We start from the raw sequence: 16755 nt of genomic DNA, 5'->3' as shown, positions 1-16755 counted from the left end.
CCAGCGGGGTACGCGAGATCAGGGACGCGCCCGGGACAGGAGGTCAGCACCATGACGGATCGTGACCCGAACCGCCGACCGCTGGAGGAGAGCCCGGAGGTGGCCGCCGCGGTCGAGGACGAGACCACCGTGCCGCAGTTGGCCACCGGGGGTGGCGCCGACCGGGACAACCCGTCCTTCACCGAGCCCGGTGGCGGCGCGGGCGGCGGCGTGCCGACCGAGGACCTGCTCGGCGACCCGTACGCGGCCGGCACCGGCGCCACCGGGACCGGCACGGGGGCCGGCGGGGACAACATCCGCACCGGGGCCGAGCAGCCCTGGGAGCCGGAGGACCTGGTGATGGCCCGGGGGCAGGACATGACGCCGGCGAACCTCGAGCGGGCCCGCCGCGACCTGGCCGAACACGGCCGGGCCGCGATCGAGCGGACCGTCCCCTGACCGGCACGCCGCAGCGAGCCCGCGGGCCCGACCGGCGGGTACGGCGGGGGCCCCTGGCCCAACCGGTCGATCCGGTCGGGCCAGGGGCCCGTGGGGAACCCGCCGCGGCAGTGCCTCACTCCCGCCGCGGCGGGTGGGCCGTCCGCCCGGTGCTCAGAGCGCCGGGTAGGCGTTCTTCATGAGTTCCTGGAACTGCGCGGAGAACCAGGCGCCGGAGATCGGCGCGTTCGGCAGGGCGCCGCTGAGGCTGTTGCCGTTGCGGGCGTTGCCGGTGTAGGTCGGGTCGCACATCCGGTCGAAGCCCTTGCCCTCGTTGTTCGGGATCAGGCTGCTGGAGCCGTCCGACTCGCCCGGGGGCTTGACCCAGACGTACGCGTCGATGCCCGGCTCCGGCGTGGCCCTGGGCCGCTCGCCGAGGCCCGCCCCGGCCTGGTTGCACCAGTTGCCGGCGTGGATGCGGCGGTCGATGCGACCACCGTTGACGTAGGTGTCCACGCTGGTCGTCGCGCCCGGGCCGGTGGGCCGGGCGGTGCCGCCCCAGCCGTTGCGGGAGGTGTCGATCAGCATGCCGATGTTGGCGTCGAAGCCGACGGAGACCAGCTTGCTGCGGAACGCCTGGGCGAACGACAGCTCGTCGACGTACTGGTTCCAGTCGATCCACTTGGATTGGCGGACGGTCTGCCCGTTCACCGTATCGGTGATCTTGATGTACGGCTCACGCAGCGCCGAGTAGTTCGCGGTGTTGACGATGAAGCCGTGCACGTTCTTCACCGTGCTGCCGGAGGCGGTGGCGGCCTGGTGGAGCTGGGTCGCGGTCGGGCCGAGGTTGCTGTCCCAGCCGATCCAGCCGTGGTGGGCGGCGTCGATGTAGTTGTAGACGTTGCCGATGGCGCCCAGCTTGGCCAGGGCGTACCCGACACCGTTGACGTACGCGCCGTTGGCCTTGACCGTGTCGCACATGGCCGTGCCGCCCGGGTTGCCGGACGTGTTGGTGACCAGGTTCGGCAGCGAGTCGATCTCGATGATGTTGACGATGCGCAGGCTGGCGTACTTCGGGTCGCCCTGGATGGCCGCGATCGGGTCGATGTACTCGGCCTTGTACCGGGGCAGTTCCTCCGGACCCAGCTCACCGTTGGAGGCGAGCGCCGCGCAGTCCCGGCCGGGCAGGTTGTAGATGACGAACTGGATGTAGCCGGCGCCCTGGGCCAGGGCCTTGTCCAGGTGGTCACGTACGCCCATCGCGCCGTTGGAGCTGCTGCCGGTGGTGCCGTTGATGGCGGCGATCCGGTCCAGCCAGACGGCGGTCGGGTTGTTCGACACCCGGCTGCCACCGGGCTCGGCATCCGCCTTCGCCTTCCACTCCGGGTTCACGTACCCCTTGGCCCCGACGTACGGGTTGTCCACCTTCTGGCCCGGCGTGGTCGGTGTCGGGGTCGGGTTGGTGGGCGTGGGGGTCGGGTCGGTGGGCGTGGGGGTCGGGTTGGTCGGTGTCGGCGTCGGGTTGCCGCCGTTGCAGACCGTCCCGTTCAAGGTGAACGAGGTCGGCTTGGGGTTGCTGCCGCTCCAGGCGCCGTTGAACCCGATGCTGGTGCTGGCGCCGGAGGCGAGCGAGCCGTTGTAGGACTCATTCGTGGCCGTGACGTTCTGGCCCGTCTGCGACCACTTCGCCGACCAGCCCTGCTGCACCTTCTGGCTGCTGTTCGGGAAGGTGAAGCCGAGGTTCCAGGAGCTGACCGGGTCACCGAGGTTCCTGATGACGACGGTGGCGGTGAACCCGCCCGGCCAGTCGTTGGTGGTGTAGTCGACGCTGCACTGGGTCGCGGCCCGCGCCGCGGTGACCGGGATGGCCACCATCCCGCCCGCGACCAGGGCGCTCGCACCGGCTAGCGCGATCGCCCGGCGCCGGCCGGACAGGTTTCTCCACAGATTCATGCCACTGAACTCCTTGGGCGAGACCGGATCCGCGTACGGCCCGGCGGAATGGCCCGGCTGGACGTCCCTGCGGGGACGGTCCTCGGCGCCAACGGGGATATCTCGGGGGTCGACCCGGACGGGCGTGGTGGTGGTGACGTCGACCGGTCACGCGGACCGGTCCAGCGACGACGCCGTCCGGTCGGACCGGTTGCCCTCGACGTCTGCCTGCGCGGTGTGGCTCCCCGAACCGCGTGCAGCGATTCTTGCATGGGAGCGCTTCCATGGCAATGCCTCGATGTCTGCCGCAACCCCCGCACACGGGAGGCATCGGTGACCCGGACGTACGCCCTTTCCGCCGCAGGCAGGCCCAGAGCGCCCGCCAGGTCGACACCGAGCCGCCGGGCGGACAGAAGCCATCTAGCACCCCTATCGCCCTTACTGCGTACAAACTCTTAAACACGAATCTTTCCCCGCATAAGTCGCGAAACGGTCTAACGTCGGTCGTAGCTCGACTGTCGTCGGGCTCAGGACAACAGGGATGGAGTGACGCAGGTCATGGCAAAGAAGATGCTCGGGAAGGTCGTAGCGGGTGCCGCCCTCGGTGGCGCGTCCCTCCTGGTGTTCGCGCCGGGGATCGCGTTCGCGGACAACCAGCACGACGGCAAGGACCGCGACGGCAAGGTCATCGCCAAGCCGCACGTCGTGAAGGCCGGCGACAAGGTCAAGCTCCTCGAGATCTGCCCGGAGCGGCAGGAGCACGCTTTCGTCTGGTCCAAGGTCACCGGCAAGGTGGAGCTGAAGCCGGTGGACAAGGACCGGCATGACGACCGGGGCGAGGACCGCGGCGGCGAGCACGGGGACTGGAAGGACAAGGACAAGGACAGGGGCGACTGGGAGCACGGCAAGGACGACGAGCGCCGCGACGAGCACGGCAAGAAGGACGACCACGGCAAGAAGGACGACGGCAAGAAGGACGACCACGGCAAGAAGGACGACCACGGCAAGGGCGAAGAGGGCCGCGGCGACGAGCACGGCAAGAAGGACGACCACGGCAAGAAGGACGACGGCAAGAAGGACGACCACGGCAAGGGCGAGGACGGCAAGGGCCAGTGGTCGAACGAGGGCGGCCAGCCCCCGGCCAACGGTGCGGGCGGCGGCTTCGCCGCCGACAACGGGCCGGACCGCGACGCCAAGAACCACGAGGAGGGCCGCGACGAGCACGACAAGAAGGACGACGGCAAGAACGACGAGCACGGCAAGAACGACGAGCACGGCAAGAACGACGAGCACGGCAAGAAGGACGACGGCAAGAAGGACGACCACGGCAAGAAGGACGACGACAAGAAGGGCCACGACGGGTACGGCCAGGAAGAAGGCCGGGACCGCAACGGCCACGACGAGAAGTCCGACGAGCACGGCGACAAGGGCGACTGGAAGAACGGCCACGACGAGAACGGACGGGACGACCACGGCCGGGACGACCACGGCCGGGACGACCACTCGGGCTACGGCGAGGACAAGGACCGCTGGGAGCACAAGAAGGACTTCGTCTACTACGGCGAGGCCGAGGTCTCCAAGGACGCCCGTCCGGGCAAGTACGAGCTCAAGGGCTCGTGCGGCGAGGGCAAGCTGGTGGTCCTCCCGCGCGGTGGCGTCGACGGTGGTGACGGTGGCATGACCAGCACCAGCACCGACCGCGGCATGGCCCTGGGCGGGGCGGGCATGATCGGCGCGGCCGCCCTGGGTGGCATCGTGCTGATGCGTCGGCGTCGGGCCGATGGCCTCGTCTGACCAGACGGCGACACGGGCCGGCGGCCGTCACGGGAGACCGTGGCGCGCCGCCGGCGCCGCCGTCGTCGTCCTGCTGGCCATGGTTGGCTCCGGCATGATCGGCGCGTCGCTGCGGACCGAGCCCCCGCCCCGTCCCCCGCAGCCGCGGGCCCAGTCCGCCCCGCAGACCCCCGCCGCGGAGCCGGACGTCGTAGCCGGCGAAGGCCCGGTCGAGGCGGTGGACGTACCCCCCGCCGCGTTGTCCCGAGCCGCCGCCAGCACCATCTCGATCCCGCGCATCGGGGTCGACGCCGAGATCATGACGTTGGGCACCAACCCGGACGGCACCGTCCAGGTCCCCCCGCTGGACCAGGCCCAGCGCGCCGGCTGGTACTCCCCCGGGCCCAGCCCGGGCGAGGTCGGCAACGCGGTGATCGTCGGGCACGTCGACTCGGCGAAGCTCGGCCCCGCCGTCTTCTTCGAACTCGGCGCCCTCCAGCCGGGTGACACCGTCACCGTCACCCGCGCCGACGGGGTCAAGGCCACCTTCGCCGTCGACGAGGTCCGGTCGTACCCGAAGGTGTCCTTTCCCACCGAGCTGGTGTACGGCCCGAACGACAAGCCCGCCCTGCGGGTGGTGACCTGCGGCGGCGAGTTCAACCAGGCCACCGGCAGCTACCCCGACAACATCGTCGTCTTCGCCACGATGACCGCGTGAACGCGACGCGCCTCCGGTGGGACCTGAGTCCCGCCGGAGGCGCGTCGGCGTACTCGTCAGGCGGCGGCGGAGGTCCGCACCAGGGTGCGGATCTGGCGCAGCAGCACCGACAGGGCGGCCAGGTCGGCCCTCGACTCGTCGAACTCCCCCATCGCCCGGCGGGCACGGTGGATCGAGGTGGCGTTCGACTGCTCCCACTGGAGCACCCGCTCGTTCGAGGGCAGGTTGTCCGGGGTCGAGCCGAGAACCTCCGCGGTGAGCGCGGCCAGCGCGGCGTACAGGTCGTAGCGCAGCGCCATTCGAGCCAGCGTCTGCCAGCGGTCCTCCCGCGGCAGCAGGGAGATCTTCGACAGCAGGGAGTCCACCCGGAACAGGTCGGACAGGACGAAGTAGACCGAGGCCACCTCGCCCACGTCCCGCCCGCTGGAGGTGGCCGTCTCCACCACATCCAGCAGGCCGAAGCTGTACATCAGCCGGGTCGCCTGCTCGGCCAGGTCCCGCGGCAGACCCCGCTCGGTCATCGAGTCGATGTGCGCCGCCAGCGACTCCCGCTCGCTGCCGTAGAAGCGCTCCTCCAGGTCGGGCAGGAGCCGGGCCACCCCGTCGCGGAGCCGGGTGATCTCGGCCGGCACGTCGATCGGCGAGCGCCGGTTGGTGACCAGCCAGCGCACCGCGCGGTCGAGCAGCCGACGGGTGTCCAGGTAGACGCTGGTCTGCAGCTCCGGGGAGACCTTGTTGTCCAGCGCCTCGACGGCGTCCCAGAGCTCGCGCAGCCCGAAGACCTCGCGGACCACCACGTACGCCCGGATCACGTCCGCCGGCGACGCGGCCGTCTCCTCGACGACCCGGAAGATGAACGAGATGCCGCCCCGGTTGACCGCCTCGTTGACCAGCACCGTGGTGACGATGTCGCGGCGCAGCCGGTGCTGGGCCATCCGGTCGGCGAAGCGCTCGCGCATCGGCGTCGGGAAGTAGTTGACCAGGACCTCGGTCGTCCACTCCTCGTCGGCCAGCCCCTCGGCCAGGATCTCCCGCTCGAGCACGATCTTGACGTACGCGAGCAGCACCGCGAACTCCGGCGCGGTCAGCCCGGACTCGGTGCGGACCGCCAGTTCCTCGTCCGGCGGCAACGCCTCCAGAGCCCGGTCGAGCTGACCGGACCGCTCCAGCTCGTTGATCATCCGCCGGTGCACCGGGAGCAGCGACGCGGCCTGGGCCTGGGAGTTGTTGATCGCCCGCGCCTGGTCGTAGTTGTCCCGCAGCACCAGCTCGGCGACCTCGTCGGTCATCTGGGCGAGCAGCTCGTCCCGCGCGGGCACGTCCAGCGCGCCGTCGGCGACCGCCGTGTTGAGCAGGATCTTGATGTTCACCTCGTGGTCGGAGCAGTCCACCCCGGCCGCGTTGTCGATGAAGTCGGTGTAGATCCGTCCGCCCGCCAGGGCGTACTCGATCCGGCCGAGCTGGGTCCAGCCCAGGTTGCCACCCTCACCGACCACCCGGCAGCGCATGCTCTTGCCGTCCACCCGGATCGCGTCGTTGGACTTGTCGCCCACCTCCGCGTTGGTCTGCGTCGACGCCTTCACGTAGGTGCCGATGCCGCCGTTCCAGAACAGGTCGACCGGCGCGGTGAGGATCGCCTTCATCAGCTCCTGCGGGCTGAGCTGGGTCGTGCCCTCGTCGAGGTCGAGCACCGCCCGGACCTGCGGCGTGATCGGGATCGACTTGGCGGTACGCGGGAAGATCCCGCCGCCCTCCGAGATCAGCTTCCGGTCGTAGTCCTCCCACGACGACCGGGGCAGCTCGAACAGCCGCTTCCGCTCGGCGTACGAGGTGGCCGCGTCCGGGTCCGGGTCCAGGAAGATGTGCCGGTGGTCGAAGGCGGCCACCAGCCGGATGTGCTCCGAGAGCAGCATCCCGTTGCCGAACACGTCACCGGACATGTCGCCGACGCCGACCACGGTGAAGTCCTGGGTCTGGGTGTCGTGGCCCAGCTCGCGGAAGTGCCGCTTGACCGACTCCCACGCGCCCCGGGCGGTGATGCCCATCTTCTTGTGGTCGTAGCCGGCGGAGCCGCCGGAGGCGAACGCGTCGCCCAGCCAGAACTGGTGCGCCGCCGAGATCTCGTTGGCGATGTCGGAGAACGTGGCGGTGCCCTTGTCCGCCGCCACCACCAGGTACGGGTCGTCGACGTCGTGCCGGACCACGTCGGTCGGCGGCACGATCTCGCCGCCGACGATGTTGTCGGTGACGTCGAGCATCGCGCCGACGAACTCCTTGTAGCAGGCGACCGCCTCGTCGCGGTCCCCCGGCTTCTGCTTGAGCACGAAGCCGCCCTTGGCGCCCACCGGCACGATCACGGCGTTCTTCACCATCTGCGCCTTGACCAGGCCGAGCACCTCGGTGCGGAAGTCCTCCCGCCGGTCGGACCAGCGCAACCCACCCCGGGCCACCGGCCCGAACCGCAGGTGCACGCCCTCGAACCGGGGCGAGTACACGAAGATCTCGAACTTCGGCCGCGGGGCCGGCAGGTCCGGGATGGCCTGCGGGTCCAGCTTGAACGCCACGTACGACTTGGGCCGCCCGCCGACCGGCTTCTGGTAGAAGCTCGTCCGCAGGGTGGCCTGGATCAGCGTCAGGTACGCCCGCAGGATCCGGTCCTGGTCCAGGCTGGCCACGTCGTCCAGGGCCGCGCTGATGGCGCCGACCAGCTCGTCGCCGCGCTGCCGGCGCTCCTCCATGCTCGCCGAGCCCGGGGCGAAACGCGTCTCGAAGAGCTCCACCAGCAGGGCGGCGATCTTCGGGTACGCGATGAAGGTCTGCTCCATGTAGTCCTGGGAGAAGACGGTGCCGGCCTGGCGCATGTACTTCGCGTACGCCCGCAGCACCACCACCTGCCGCCAGGTGAGACCGCCGCGCAGGACCAGCTCGTTGAAGCCGTCCACCTCGGCCTCGCCCCGCCAGGCGGCGGCGAAGGCGTTCTCCACGTGCGGACGCACCTCGGCCAGCTCCTGGTGCCTTTCGGGCAGGCGCAGGCCGAAGTCGTACAGGAAGACCCGGCCGTCGACCCGGTCCACCTCGTACGGGTGCTCGTCGACCACCGCGACGCCCAGCGAGTGCAGCACCGGCAGCACGGCGGAGAGCATCATCGGCTCGCCGTACCGGTAGACCTTGAAGCGGACGTCCATGGCGTCGTCGGCGTCCGCGCCGGCCCCGCGCGGGGCGAGCTGCTTGCGGAACAGGTGCATCTCCAGCTGGCCGGGCTCCTCCAGCAGCTCCAGCTTGGCGAGGTCCTTCATCGCCTCGTACGGCGTGTGGCCGTCCTTGTAGCCCTCCGGGAAGGCGTCGGCGTACCGGCTGAACAGGTGCTTGGCCTGCTCGTCGCCGAGCTTACGCTCCAGCACCAGCCGGTAGTCGTCGTCCCAGAGCCGGGTGGCGTCGGCCAGCTCCTCGGCGAGCAGGTCGGCGTCGACCTCGCCGGGCGGGTTGGTCGGGTCGGTCCGGACGATGAAGTGCACCCGGGCCAGCATCGACTCGGTCACCCGGGTGGTGTAGTCCACCCCGACGCCGTTCAGCTCGTGCAGCAGGATGTCCTGCATGCGCAGCCGGTTCTGGGTGGTGAACCGGTCCCGGGGCAGGTAGATCAGGCAGGAGATGAACCGCCCGTACGCGTCCCGGCGCAGGAAGACCCGCAGCTGCCGGCGACCGGCCATCCGCAGCACGCCGATCACGGCGTGGTACAGGTCGTCGGTCTTGATCTGGAACAGCTCGTCGCGCGGGTAGGTCTCCAGGATCTGGAGCAGGTCCTTGCCGGAGTGGCTGCGCTGGCTCAGGCCGGAGCGGTCCAGCACCTCGGCGACCTTGCGCCGGACCACCGGCAGCTCACGGACGCTGGTCCGGTACGCGGCGGTGGAGAACAGGCCGAGGAACCGCCGCTCCCCGACCACCTCGCCGGCCTCGTTGAAGATCTTGAACCCGATGTAGTCCAGGTAGGCCGAGCGGTGCACGGTCGCCCGGGAGTTCGCCTTGGTGATGATCAGCAGGCGCTTCTCCATCACCTTCTCGTGCGCCTCGGGCGTCATCGACGACAGCGCCCGGGCCTCCGGCGAGTCCGACCGCAGGATGCCCAGCCCGGTGCCGAGCACCGCCTCCAGCGCCGGTCCGTCGCCGCCGTCGCTGTCGACCAGCCGGTACTCCCGGTAGCCGAGGAAGGTGAAGTGGTCGTGAGCCAGCCAGCGCAGCAGCTCCACCGAGTCGGTGATGTCCTTCTCAGGCACGGGCGGACGGTTGTCGGAGGTCCGGGCCGAGGCCAGTTCGTCGGCCAGCGCCAGGGCGCGCTGCCGCATCTTCGGCCAGTCCTCCACCGCCTCGCGCACGTCGGTGAGCACCCGCTGCAACTCGCGGCGCAGCTTCTCCCGCTCCCCCGCGTCGCGGACCGGGTCGATCTCGATCCGCATCCAGCTCTCGACCAGGTCGCCGGCGATCGCGTCGTCCGGCTCGACGTCGGCGGAGACCTCGGTCAGCCGGCCGAGCGGCTCCCGCCGCACCACGACCAGCGGGTGCACCAGCAGGTGCACGTCGAGGTGGTGGGAGTTGAGCAGCGCGGTCACCGAGTCGACCAGGAACGGCATGTCGTCGGTGACGATCTCGATGACCGTGTGGTGCTGCTCGGCGTCCGGCTCGTGGATGCGCAGTTTCAGCTCGCCCGGCACTCGCTGCTGGGCCAGGTCCCGGTGCGCCCGGGCGGCGTCGAGCATCTCCTCGGCGGTGAATCCGATCAGTTCCTCGTCCGGCGCGAACCGCCAGAAACGGCCCACCAGGGTGGCCGCGTCGTGGTCGTCGCCGGCCAGCGCCACCGCCTGGGCGACCAGGCGCTCCGCGTTGGGTACCGGCTCGTCGAGCTCCGCGTCCTCCACGTCGTCACCGAGCGCTTCGGAAGGAAGCCCCAGTTCGTAGAGGGTGTCGATACTCGAACCGGTCATCCCGGTAACTCCTGTGTCGAGTCGGCCGAAGCCGTCCCCGTCGGTCGCCGAATCGAAGCTGTCGTCCCGGCCGGTGTCAGCCTGCCGGAGGTCGGGTCCCGGTTTGATCGCCGGACGCCGGTCCATCGGTGCCACTCCCCTCGACCCACCGCGTTGTGGGTCACTCTGCCGCCCAGCCTAGGCCCTGCCACTCTGTCCGTTCGTCGGCGGACCACCGGCCGGACGTCCGGTTCGGGACTCTGTCCTTTCACCCGTTGCAGATGCGTGGTCGGCCGGCTGCGGAGTACCCCGACTCGCGATGTTCATCACACCGCCGTCGGGTCTTCACGCAGCGTGCGGCCACGCCCGGGGCGGTACGGGGAGCACGGTCGTACTAGCGTGCAGGGCAGTCCGAGATCCGGAGGTACCGCTCCATGCCCGTGTCGTACCCGCTCCGCCGTCCCCGTACGCGCCTCCGGCCGGCCCTCGCGGCGCTGACCGCCACCGTGCTGGCGGCCGGCGCGCTCACCGGGTGTTCGGATGGTGACGGACCGGAGCGGACCGTCGACGCCTTCCTGGCCGGCTGGCGCTCCGGCGACCTCGGCGCGGTCGGGTTCATCGACCCGACCGGCGCCCGGCTGCCGGCCACCGAGGTCGCCAAGGAGATCAAGGAACTCTCCGGCGAGCTGGCCGCCACCCCGCCCACCCTGCGCCGCTCCGGCGACGCCGAGGTCACCAAGGACATCGCCACCGCCAAGGTCCGGGTGGAGTGGGCACTGCCGGGAAAGACCACCTGGGCGTACGACCGGCCGGTGCGGCTGCGCCAGGGCCGGGACGACCAGTGGCAGGTGATCTGGGAGCCGCAGCTGGTGCAGGAGCAGCTCGGCGAGGGCGACCGGTTGACGGTACGCCGGACCGCCAGCCCCCGGGCCGGGGTGCTGGACGCCGCCGGGCAGCCGATCGTGGCGCCCCGGCAGGTGGTCCGGGTCGGCGTGCAGCCCAGCGAGGTGACCGACGCGAAGGCGCTGGTCAGGCAGCTCGACGCGGCGTTCAAGGCGATCCGGCCGGCGCTGAATCCCCCGGTCGACCTCTCCGACCTGCCGAAACGGCTCAGCGAGGCGGATCCGGGCGCGTTCGTCGAGGTGGTGACGCTGCGGGACGAGGCGTACCGGCAGATCCGATCGCGCATCTACGACCTGCCCGGCACCCGGTTCCCCACCGAGAAGCGGGACCTGGCCCCCACCCGGGAGTTCGCCCGAGCGCTGCTCGGCTCCGTCGACGAGGCGCAGGCCGACGACCTGGCCGCCCACCCCGACCGGTACGCCAAGGGCGACCTGGTCGGGCACGGCGGCCTCCAGGGCCGCTACGACGACCGCCTGCGCGGCACTCCCGGGCTCACCGTGCTCGTCCAGGGGCCGGCCGGCCCCGACGGCACCCCGGAGCCGACCGAGGTCTTCCGGCACGAGCCGCAGCCCGGCCAGCCGCTGAAGACCACCCTCGACGTGGCCATTCAGAACGCCGCCGACGCCGCGCTGCGCGGCGAGAAGCGCCGCTCGGCGCTGGTGGCGGTACGGATCAGCGACGGCGCGGTGCTCGCCGCGGCCAACGGGCCGGGCGCGGCCGGGGAGAACCTGGCCTTCACCGCCCAGGTGCCGCCGGGCTCCACCTTCAAGGTGGTCAGCGCCCTCGGCCTGCTGGACCGCGGCGCGGTCGGCGCCGACTCCGTCGTGGACTGCCCGAAGACGTTCACCGTGGACGGACGACCCTTCAAGAACTCCGACGACTTCGTCCTCGGCAAGGTGCCGTTCCGCACCGACTTCGCCAGGTCCTGCAACACCGCCTTCACGTCCCTGGCGCCGAAGCTCGGCCCCGACGGGCTGGCCGTCACCGGCCGTACCCTCGGTCTGGAGGGCAGCTGGGACCTCGGCACGGACGCCTTCACCGGCAAGGTCTCGGCCAACGGCTCGCCGGTCGAGCAGGCCGCCGCCGCGATCGGCCAGGGCACCACCGTGGTCAGCCCGCTGGCCATGGCCGGGGCCACCGCCGCGGTCGCCCGCGGCCGCTGGGAGCAGCCGAGACTGGTGCTCGACCCGGCCCCGGCCAAGCCGGCGGAGCCCGGCCCGCAGCTCAAGGCCGAGTCGGTGGAGCCGCTGAAGGCGATGATGCGCGAGGTGGTCACCGCCGGTACGGCGAAGGCGCTGGCCGACGTCCCCGGCGGCCCGGTGTACGGCAAGACCGGCACCGCCGAGTACGACAACAACCCGGCGCACACCCACGCCTGGTTCGTCGGCTGGCAGGGCGACGTCGCGTTCGCGGTCTTCGTCGAGCAGGGCGGGTCGAGCACGGCCAGCGCGGTCCCGATCAGCGAGCGCTTCCTCCGCGCCCTCCGCTGACCCGCACCCAGCCTCCCAGCCTCCCGGCACCCGACGCCGGGCACGCGGCGCTCGGCGTCGCAGCCTCACCGGCCGCGCGCGTGTTGATCGACACCCGTTTGCGGCGAGTCGCGGTGTCCGTCAGCCCTGATACCGCAACACGCCGCAAACGGAGTCGATCACGCACAGGCGAGCCGGCGCGCGTGGCGCGGGCACGGGAGGCGCGGGCAACGGGTGGTGTCTTGGCGGCGACATCGGCCGGCACCGCGCCTGCGAAACCGACCAAGGCAGCGCCAGCGACACCGGCCGGACCGTGCCGCGCCACGGCACGGCACGGCACGGTCAGGAGGACCTGCGCGGGTGGGCGATCCGTCAGGCGATGCCGGCGGACGACGGTGAGGGGTCGTCCTCCGACGTCCCGTCCTCGTCGGCACGGGGCACCCGGCGGAGCAGGCCGGGCCCGACGGCGGCGGGCGGCCCGACCGGCTCGGCGGCGACGGCGGGCACCGGCGTCTCCACCGGCGCCGACGCGAGCCCTCCGGTCGCCGGGCCTGTCGCGGCCTCCGGCTCGGCCACCGCCGGCTCGCCGGACCCGAGCGGCGCGATGCCGACCGGGGAGCCCGGCCCCGGCCCTCCGGCCGGCCCGGCGCCGCCGTTGGTCGGCGCGGCGAGACCGGCGAGGGTCGCCGGCCCGGTGGACCGGACCCGCTGCGGCGGCGGGGCGGCCGGCAGCAGCCGGGGCGGCACCGCCTCCGGCGCCGACACCGGGGCCAGTCCGGCCACGACGGTGTTGACGATCTCGGCGGCGTACGAGCCGTCCGGGTCGTAGTCGGGGTCGAAGACGGTCAGCTCGACGCCGAGGCAGTGTGGGGTGTCCACCAGCCCGGCGAGCAGGATCTCCAGTTCGGCGAAGGCGATCCCGCCCGGGTCCGGCGCGTCCACCGCCGGCATCACCGCCGGGTCGAGCACGTCCACGTCGATGTGCACCCAGTAGCCGGCGCAGTCGGCGAGCTGCTCGTGCGCCCACTGGGCGGTGCGGGCCGCGCCCTCGGCGCGCAGCGCCGGCACCGGCCGGGTGGTGATGCCGGCGGCCTGGAGGTCGAGGCGGTACTCGTCCTGCGCGCGGATACCGAGCACCACCACGTCGATGTCGCGGAAGTAGGGGCGCCGCCCCTCGATGGCGGCCAGGTCGGCCTGCCCGCGTCCGGTCACCAGGGCCAGGTCCTCCCCCGCCGCCGCGCCGACGTACGAGGCGTTGCCGGGGTGCCGGAAGTCGGAGTGGCCGTCGACGAAGACCAGGCCGATCCGGCCGCCGACCGCCTCGCCGAGCCGGTGCATGGCCAGCGCCGAGCCGAGCAGCACCGAGCAGTCGCCGCCGAGCACCAGCGGGAACTCGCCGCGGTCGATGATCGCGCCGATCCGGTCCGCGAGGGTCACCGAGTAGCCGGAGATCTCCCTGGCGTGGCAGACGCCGTCGCCGGGCCGCCAGTCGCCCGGGTCGTACCGGGGTGGGGTGAGGCAGCCGGCGTCGCGGGCCCGCAGCCGGGCGAGCAGGTCGTGGTCGCGCAGCGCGCCGGGCGCCTTGCCGCAGCCGGGGACGGAGGTGGACGTGGGTGGGCGCAGTCCCAGGTTTGTCGGCGCGTCGAGGACGGCGATCCGGCGCATCATGGGCTCCCGTCCTCGGTGGTCGGGCGGGCCGGCCGGAACGCCGGCCCGCGCTGGCGTGCTATTAACTCAGAACAGGGCGCTGGCCAGGGCACGCCGGGCCGAGGCGACCGCGGGGTCGTCCGGGCCGGCGATGGTGAACAGCGAGACCAGGTGCTGGCGTACCTTCTCCCGGTCGTCGCCGGCGGTCCGCCGGACCAGGCTGACCAGGCGGGCGTACGCCTGCTCGGCCAGGCCGCTGAGCACCTCGATGTCGGCGGCGAGCAGCTGCGCCTCGACGTCGTCGGGGGCGGCCTGCGCGGCGGCGACCGCCGCCTGGGGGTCGACGCCGGCGACCCGCCGGGCCACCCCGACCTGGGCCAGGCCGGCCTCCGCCGCGGCGTCCGCCGGGGACTCGGCGAGGATCTTCTTGTACGCCCGCTCGGCGGCGTCCAGGTCGCCGCTCATCAGGGCGTCGTCGGCCTCGTCGAGGCGCGGGTCCTCCGGCTCGGCCACGGCCACGCCGCCGGCCTTGAGCACCGCCGAGATCCACTGGCGCAGCTGCGGCTCCGGCACGACGCCGGGGAACGCGTCGATCGGCCGGCCGCCGACGACCGCGTAGACGGTCGGGATCGCCTGGATCTGGAACATCTGGGCGATCCGGGGGTTCTCCTGGACGTCGACCCGGGCCAGCACCCACGCGCCGGCGTCCTCGGTCGCCAGCCGCTCCAACACCGGCGCGAACTCGTCGCTCTCCGGGTAGCCGGCCGCGCCGAAAAAGACGACGACGGGCGTGGTCAGCGAACGCTCGAGCACCTCGGACTGGAGGGTCGCCTCAGTCACGTCGATCACGGCGAGGCCGCCGCCACCGGTGGCGGGGCCGCCCGGGAGACCGGCGGACGAGCCGGGCTGGGTCGGTGTGCTGGGGCGGGTGTTGGCCGGTGCGGTGCTGCGCAGCGCGCTGAGGTCGACCGCGCCGCGGGTGAAGATCGACGAGGTGATCCGTGGGTCGCTCATGGTTATCTAGTCTCGCACGTGTCCCGCGGAACTCAGATCAACCGCCACGGCGACAGTCGCAACTCTCACCCTGCTCACACCCCCTCCCCCGCCCCCACCCCGCCGCCTCCCGCGATCTTGCACTTGCCGCCCCGACAAATGCGGCAGATGCCGCGTTCGGCGGGCCGAAAGTGCAAGATCGCGAGGGCGGGGGGTGGGGGTGGGGGTGGGGGGTGGGGTCAGAAGCGGGCGGGTTCGCGGTAGATGCCCCACTCGGCGCGCAGGGCGTCGCAGATCTCGCCGAGGGTGGCCTCGGCGCGGACCGCGTCCAGCATGGCCGGGACCATGTTCTCGCCGGTGCGGCCGACCTCGACCATCCGGGCGACGGCGGCCTTGACGGCGGCGTCGTCCCGGGCGGCCTTGCGCTCGGCGAGCACCCGACGCTGCTCCAGCTCCACCTCGTGCGAGATGCGCAGGATCTCCAGCTCCTTGGCGACCGTGCCGGTGTGGCAGTTGACGCCGACGATCCGCTTGTCGCCCTTCTCCAGCGCCTGCTGGTAGACGAAGGCCGACTCGGCGATGTGGCCGGTGAACCAGCCGTCCTCGATGCCGCGCAGGATGCCGGAGGTCATCGGGCCGATCTGGTGCGGGCCCTCGCCGCCGAGCTGCCGGATCCGGGCGAAGATCTCCTCCGCCTCGGCCTCGATCTTGTCGGTGAGCGCCTCGACGTACCAGGAGCCGCCGAGCGGGTCGGCGACGTTGACCACGCCGGTCTCCTCCATCAGCACCTGCTGGGTACGCAGGGCGATCTCGGCGGACTCGTCGGTGGGCAGGGCCAGGGTCTCGTCGAGGGCGTTGGTGTGCAGCGAGTTGGTCCCGCCGAGCACCGCCGCGAGCGCCTCCACGGCGGTCCGTACCACGTTGTTGACCGGCTGCTGCGCGGTCAGCGACACCCCGGCGGTCTGGGTGTGGAACCGCAGCCAGAGCGCCTTCTCGCTGGTCGCGCCGTAGACGTCGCGCAGCCAGCGGGCCCAGATCCGGCGGGCGGCGCGGAACTTGGCGATCTCCTCGAAGAAGTCGACGTGCGAGTCGAAGAAGAAGCTCAGGCCCGGGGCGAAGACGTTGACGTCCAGCCCGCGGCTGAGCCCCAGCTCGACGTAGCCGAACCCGTCGGCCAGGGTGTACGCCAGCTCCTGCGCGGCGGTCGCCCCGGCCTCGCGGATGTGGTAGCCGGAGACCGAGAGGGGCTTGTACCGCGGGATCTCCCGGGCGCAGTACTCCATCAGGTCGCCGATCAGGCGCAGGTGCGGCTCGGGGTCGAAGAGCCACTCCTTCTGCGCGATGTACTCCTTGAAGATGTCCGTCTGCAGCGTCCCGTCCAGCTTGGACAGGTCGACGCCCTGCCGCTCGGCGGCGACCAGGTACATGCAGAAGACCGGCACGGCCGGGCCGGAGATGGTCATCGAGGTGGTGACGCCGGCGAGGTCGATGCCGTCGAAGAGCGTCTCCATGTCGGCGGCGGTGTCCACCGCGACGCCGCAGTGGCCGACCTCGCCGAGCGACTGCGGGTCGTCGGAGTCGCGCCCCATCAGGGTGGGCATGTCGAAGGCGACGGAGAGCCCGCCGCCGCCGGCGCCCAGGATCATCTTGTAGCGCTCGTTGGTCTGCTGGGCGTTGCCGAACCCGGCGAACTGCCGGATCGTCCAGGTGCGCCCCCGGTAGCCGGTCGGGTAGAGCCCCCGGGTGTACGGGAACTCGCCCGGCCAGCCGATCCGGTCGAAGCCCGGGTACGCGGTGCCCTCCGGCGGGCCGTAGACCGGGTCGACGGTCATCCCGGACAGCGTGGTGAAGTCGGCGTCCCGCTTTCGCGCGGCGTCGTAGCGGGCCTGCCAGCGTGCCCGTCCGGCTGCGATCTCGTCGGCGTTCATCCGCGGGGCTCCTCCTC

Annotated in this window: 9 protein-coding genes; 4 read left to right on the top strand and 5 right to left on the bottom strand. The window is 72.0% G+C overall.

Annotated features, from left to right (window positions below; all coding sequences use genetic code 11):
- The first annotated feature begins 51 nt into the window (after positions 1-51).
- Positions 52-438 (top strand): hypothetical protein, encoded by a 387-nt coding sequence (locus M2302_RS00815; protein ID WP_280836038.1) that lies wholly within the window; start codon positions 52-54, stop codon positions 436-438.
- Positions 439-591: 153 nt separating this feature from the next.
- Here the strand turns inward: M2302_RS00815 and M2302_RS00810 are convergent, their stop codons facing one another.
- Positions 592-2370, bottom strand: a complete 1779-nt coding sequence (locus tag M2302_RS00810; RefSeq protein ID WP_280836037.1) for a glycoside hydrolase family 6 protein — start codon at positions 2368-2370, stop codon at positions 592-594.
- A 537-nt stretch (positions 2371-2907) separates the two neighbouring features.
- Here M2302_RS00810 and M2302_RS00805 point away from each other — a divergent pair.
- Both M2302_RS00805 and M2302_RS00800 read left to right on the top strand, forming a co-directional pair.
- A complete protein-coding gene (locus M2302_RS00805) occupies positions 2908-4143 on the top strand; it encodes a hypothetical protein (protein ID WP_280836036.1) in 1236 nt (411 codons plus the stop codon).
- Positions 4130-4840, top strand: coding sequence for a class F sortase (locus tag M2302_RS00800; protein WP_280836035.1), 711 nt, complete (start codon positions 4130-4132; stop codon positions 4838-4840). Before M2302_RS00805 ends, M2302_RS00800 begins: the two co-directional genes overlap by 14 nt.
- Before the next feature lie 56 nt (positions 4841-4896).
- Here the strand turns inward: M2302_RS00800 and M2302_RS00795 are convergent, their stop codons facing one another.
- On the bottom strand, positions 4897-9945 hold the full coding sequence (locus M2302_RS00795; RefSeq protein WP_280836034.1) for an NAD-glutamate dehydrogenase: 5049 nt from the start codon (positions 9943-9945) through the stop codon (positions 4897-4899).
- A gap of 287 nt (positions 9946-10232) precedes the next feature.
- Here M2302_RS00795 and M2302_RS00790 point away from each other — a divergent pair, with 287 nt between their 5' ends.
- Positions 10233-12191 carry a penicillin-binding transpeptidase domain-containing protein gene (locus tag M2302_RS00790; protein ID WP_280836033.1) on the top strand — a complete coding sequence of 653 codons (1959 nt, stop codon included), beginning with the start codon at positions 10233-10235 and terminating at the stop codon, positions 12189-12191.
- Between the two features lie 351 nt (positions 12192-12542).
- On the opposite strand, the gene M2302_RS00785 is transcribed toward M2302_RS00790, so the two are convergent.
- From M2302_RS00785 to M2302_RS00775, 3 genes are all read right to left on the bottom strand, one after another.
- Positions 12543-13838 (bottom strand): arginase family protein, encoded by a 1296-nt coding sequence (locus tag M2302_RS00785; RefSeq protein WP_280836032.1) that lies wholly within the window; start codon positions 13836-13838, stop codon positions 12543-12545.
- A gap of 66 nt (positions 13839-13904) precedes the next feature.
- The gene (locus tag M2302_RS00780) at positions 13905-14831 is read right to left on the bottom strand and encodes a tetratricopeptide repeat protein (RefSeq protein WP_280836031.1); all 927 of its coding nucleotides are present in this window, start codon (positions 14829-14831) and stop codon (positions 13905-13907) included.
- 218 nt (positions 14832-15049) lie between these two features.
- Positions 15050-16738 (bottom strand): methylmalonyl-CoA mutase family protein, encoded by a 1689-nt coding sequence (locus tag M2302_RS00775; protein WP_280836030.1) that lies wholly within the window; start codon positions 16736-16738, stop codon positions 15050-15052.
- Positions 16739-16755: the final 17 nt, after the last annotated feature.

This window comes from Micromonospora sp. A200 (assembly GCF_029893845.1).
Classification (GTDB): Bacteria; Actinomycetota; Actinomycetes; order Mycobacteriales; family Micromonosporaceae; genus Micromonospora; species Micromonospora purpureochromogenes.
Note: the sequence above shows the minus strand (reverse complement) of the source record. Positions and strands in the feature narration are given on the sequence as shown.

Coding starts and splice junctions, on each gene's coding strand:
- M2302_RS00815 (WP_280836038.1), top strand. CDS start 52: ATGACGGATCGTGACCCGAACCGCCGACCGCTGGAGGAGAGCCCGGAG.
- M2302_RS00810 (WP_280836037.1), bottom strand. CDS start 2,370: ATGAATCTGTGGAGAAACCTGTCCGGCCGGCGCCGGGCGATCGCGCTA.
- M2302_RS00805 (WP_280836036.1), top strand. CDS start 2,908: ATGGCAAAGAAGATGCTCGGGAAGGTCGTAGCGGGTGCCGCCCTCGGT.
- M2302_RS00800 (WP_280836035.1), top strand. CDS start 4,130: ATGGCCTCGTCTGACCAGACGGCGACACGGGCCGGCGGCCGTCACGGG.
- M2302_RS00795 (WP_280836034.1), bottom strand. CDS start 9,945: ATGGACCGGCGTCCGGCGATCAAACCGGGACCCGACCTCCGGCAGGCT.
- M2302_RS00790 (WP_280836033.1), top strand. CDS start 10,233: ATGCCCGTGTCGTACCCGCTCCGCCGTCCCCGTACGCGCCTCCGGCCG.
- M2302_RS00785 (WP_280836032.1), bottom strand. CDS start 13,838: ATGATGCGCCGGATCGCCGTCCTCGACGCGCCGACAAACCTGGGACTG.
- M2302_RS00780 (WP_280836031.1), bottom strand. CDS start 14,831: ATGAGCGACCCACGGATCACCTCGTCGATCTTCACCCGCGGCGCGGTC.
- M2302_RS00775 (WP_280836030.1), bottom strand. CDS start 16,738: ATGAACGCCGACGAGATCGCAGCCGGACGGGCACGCTGGCAGGCCCGC.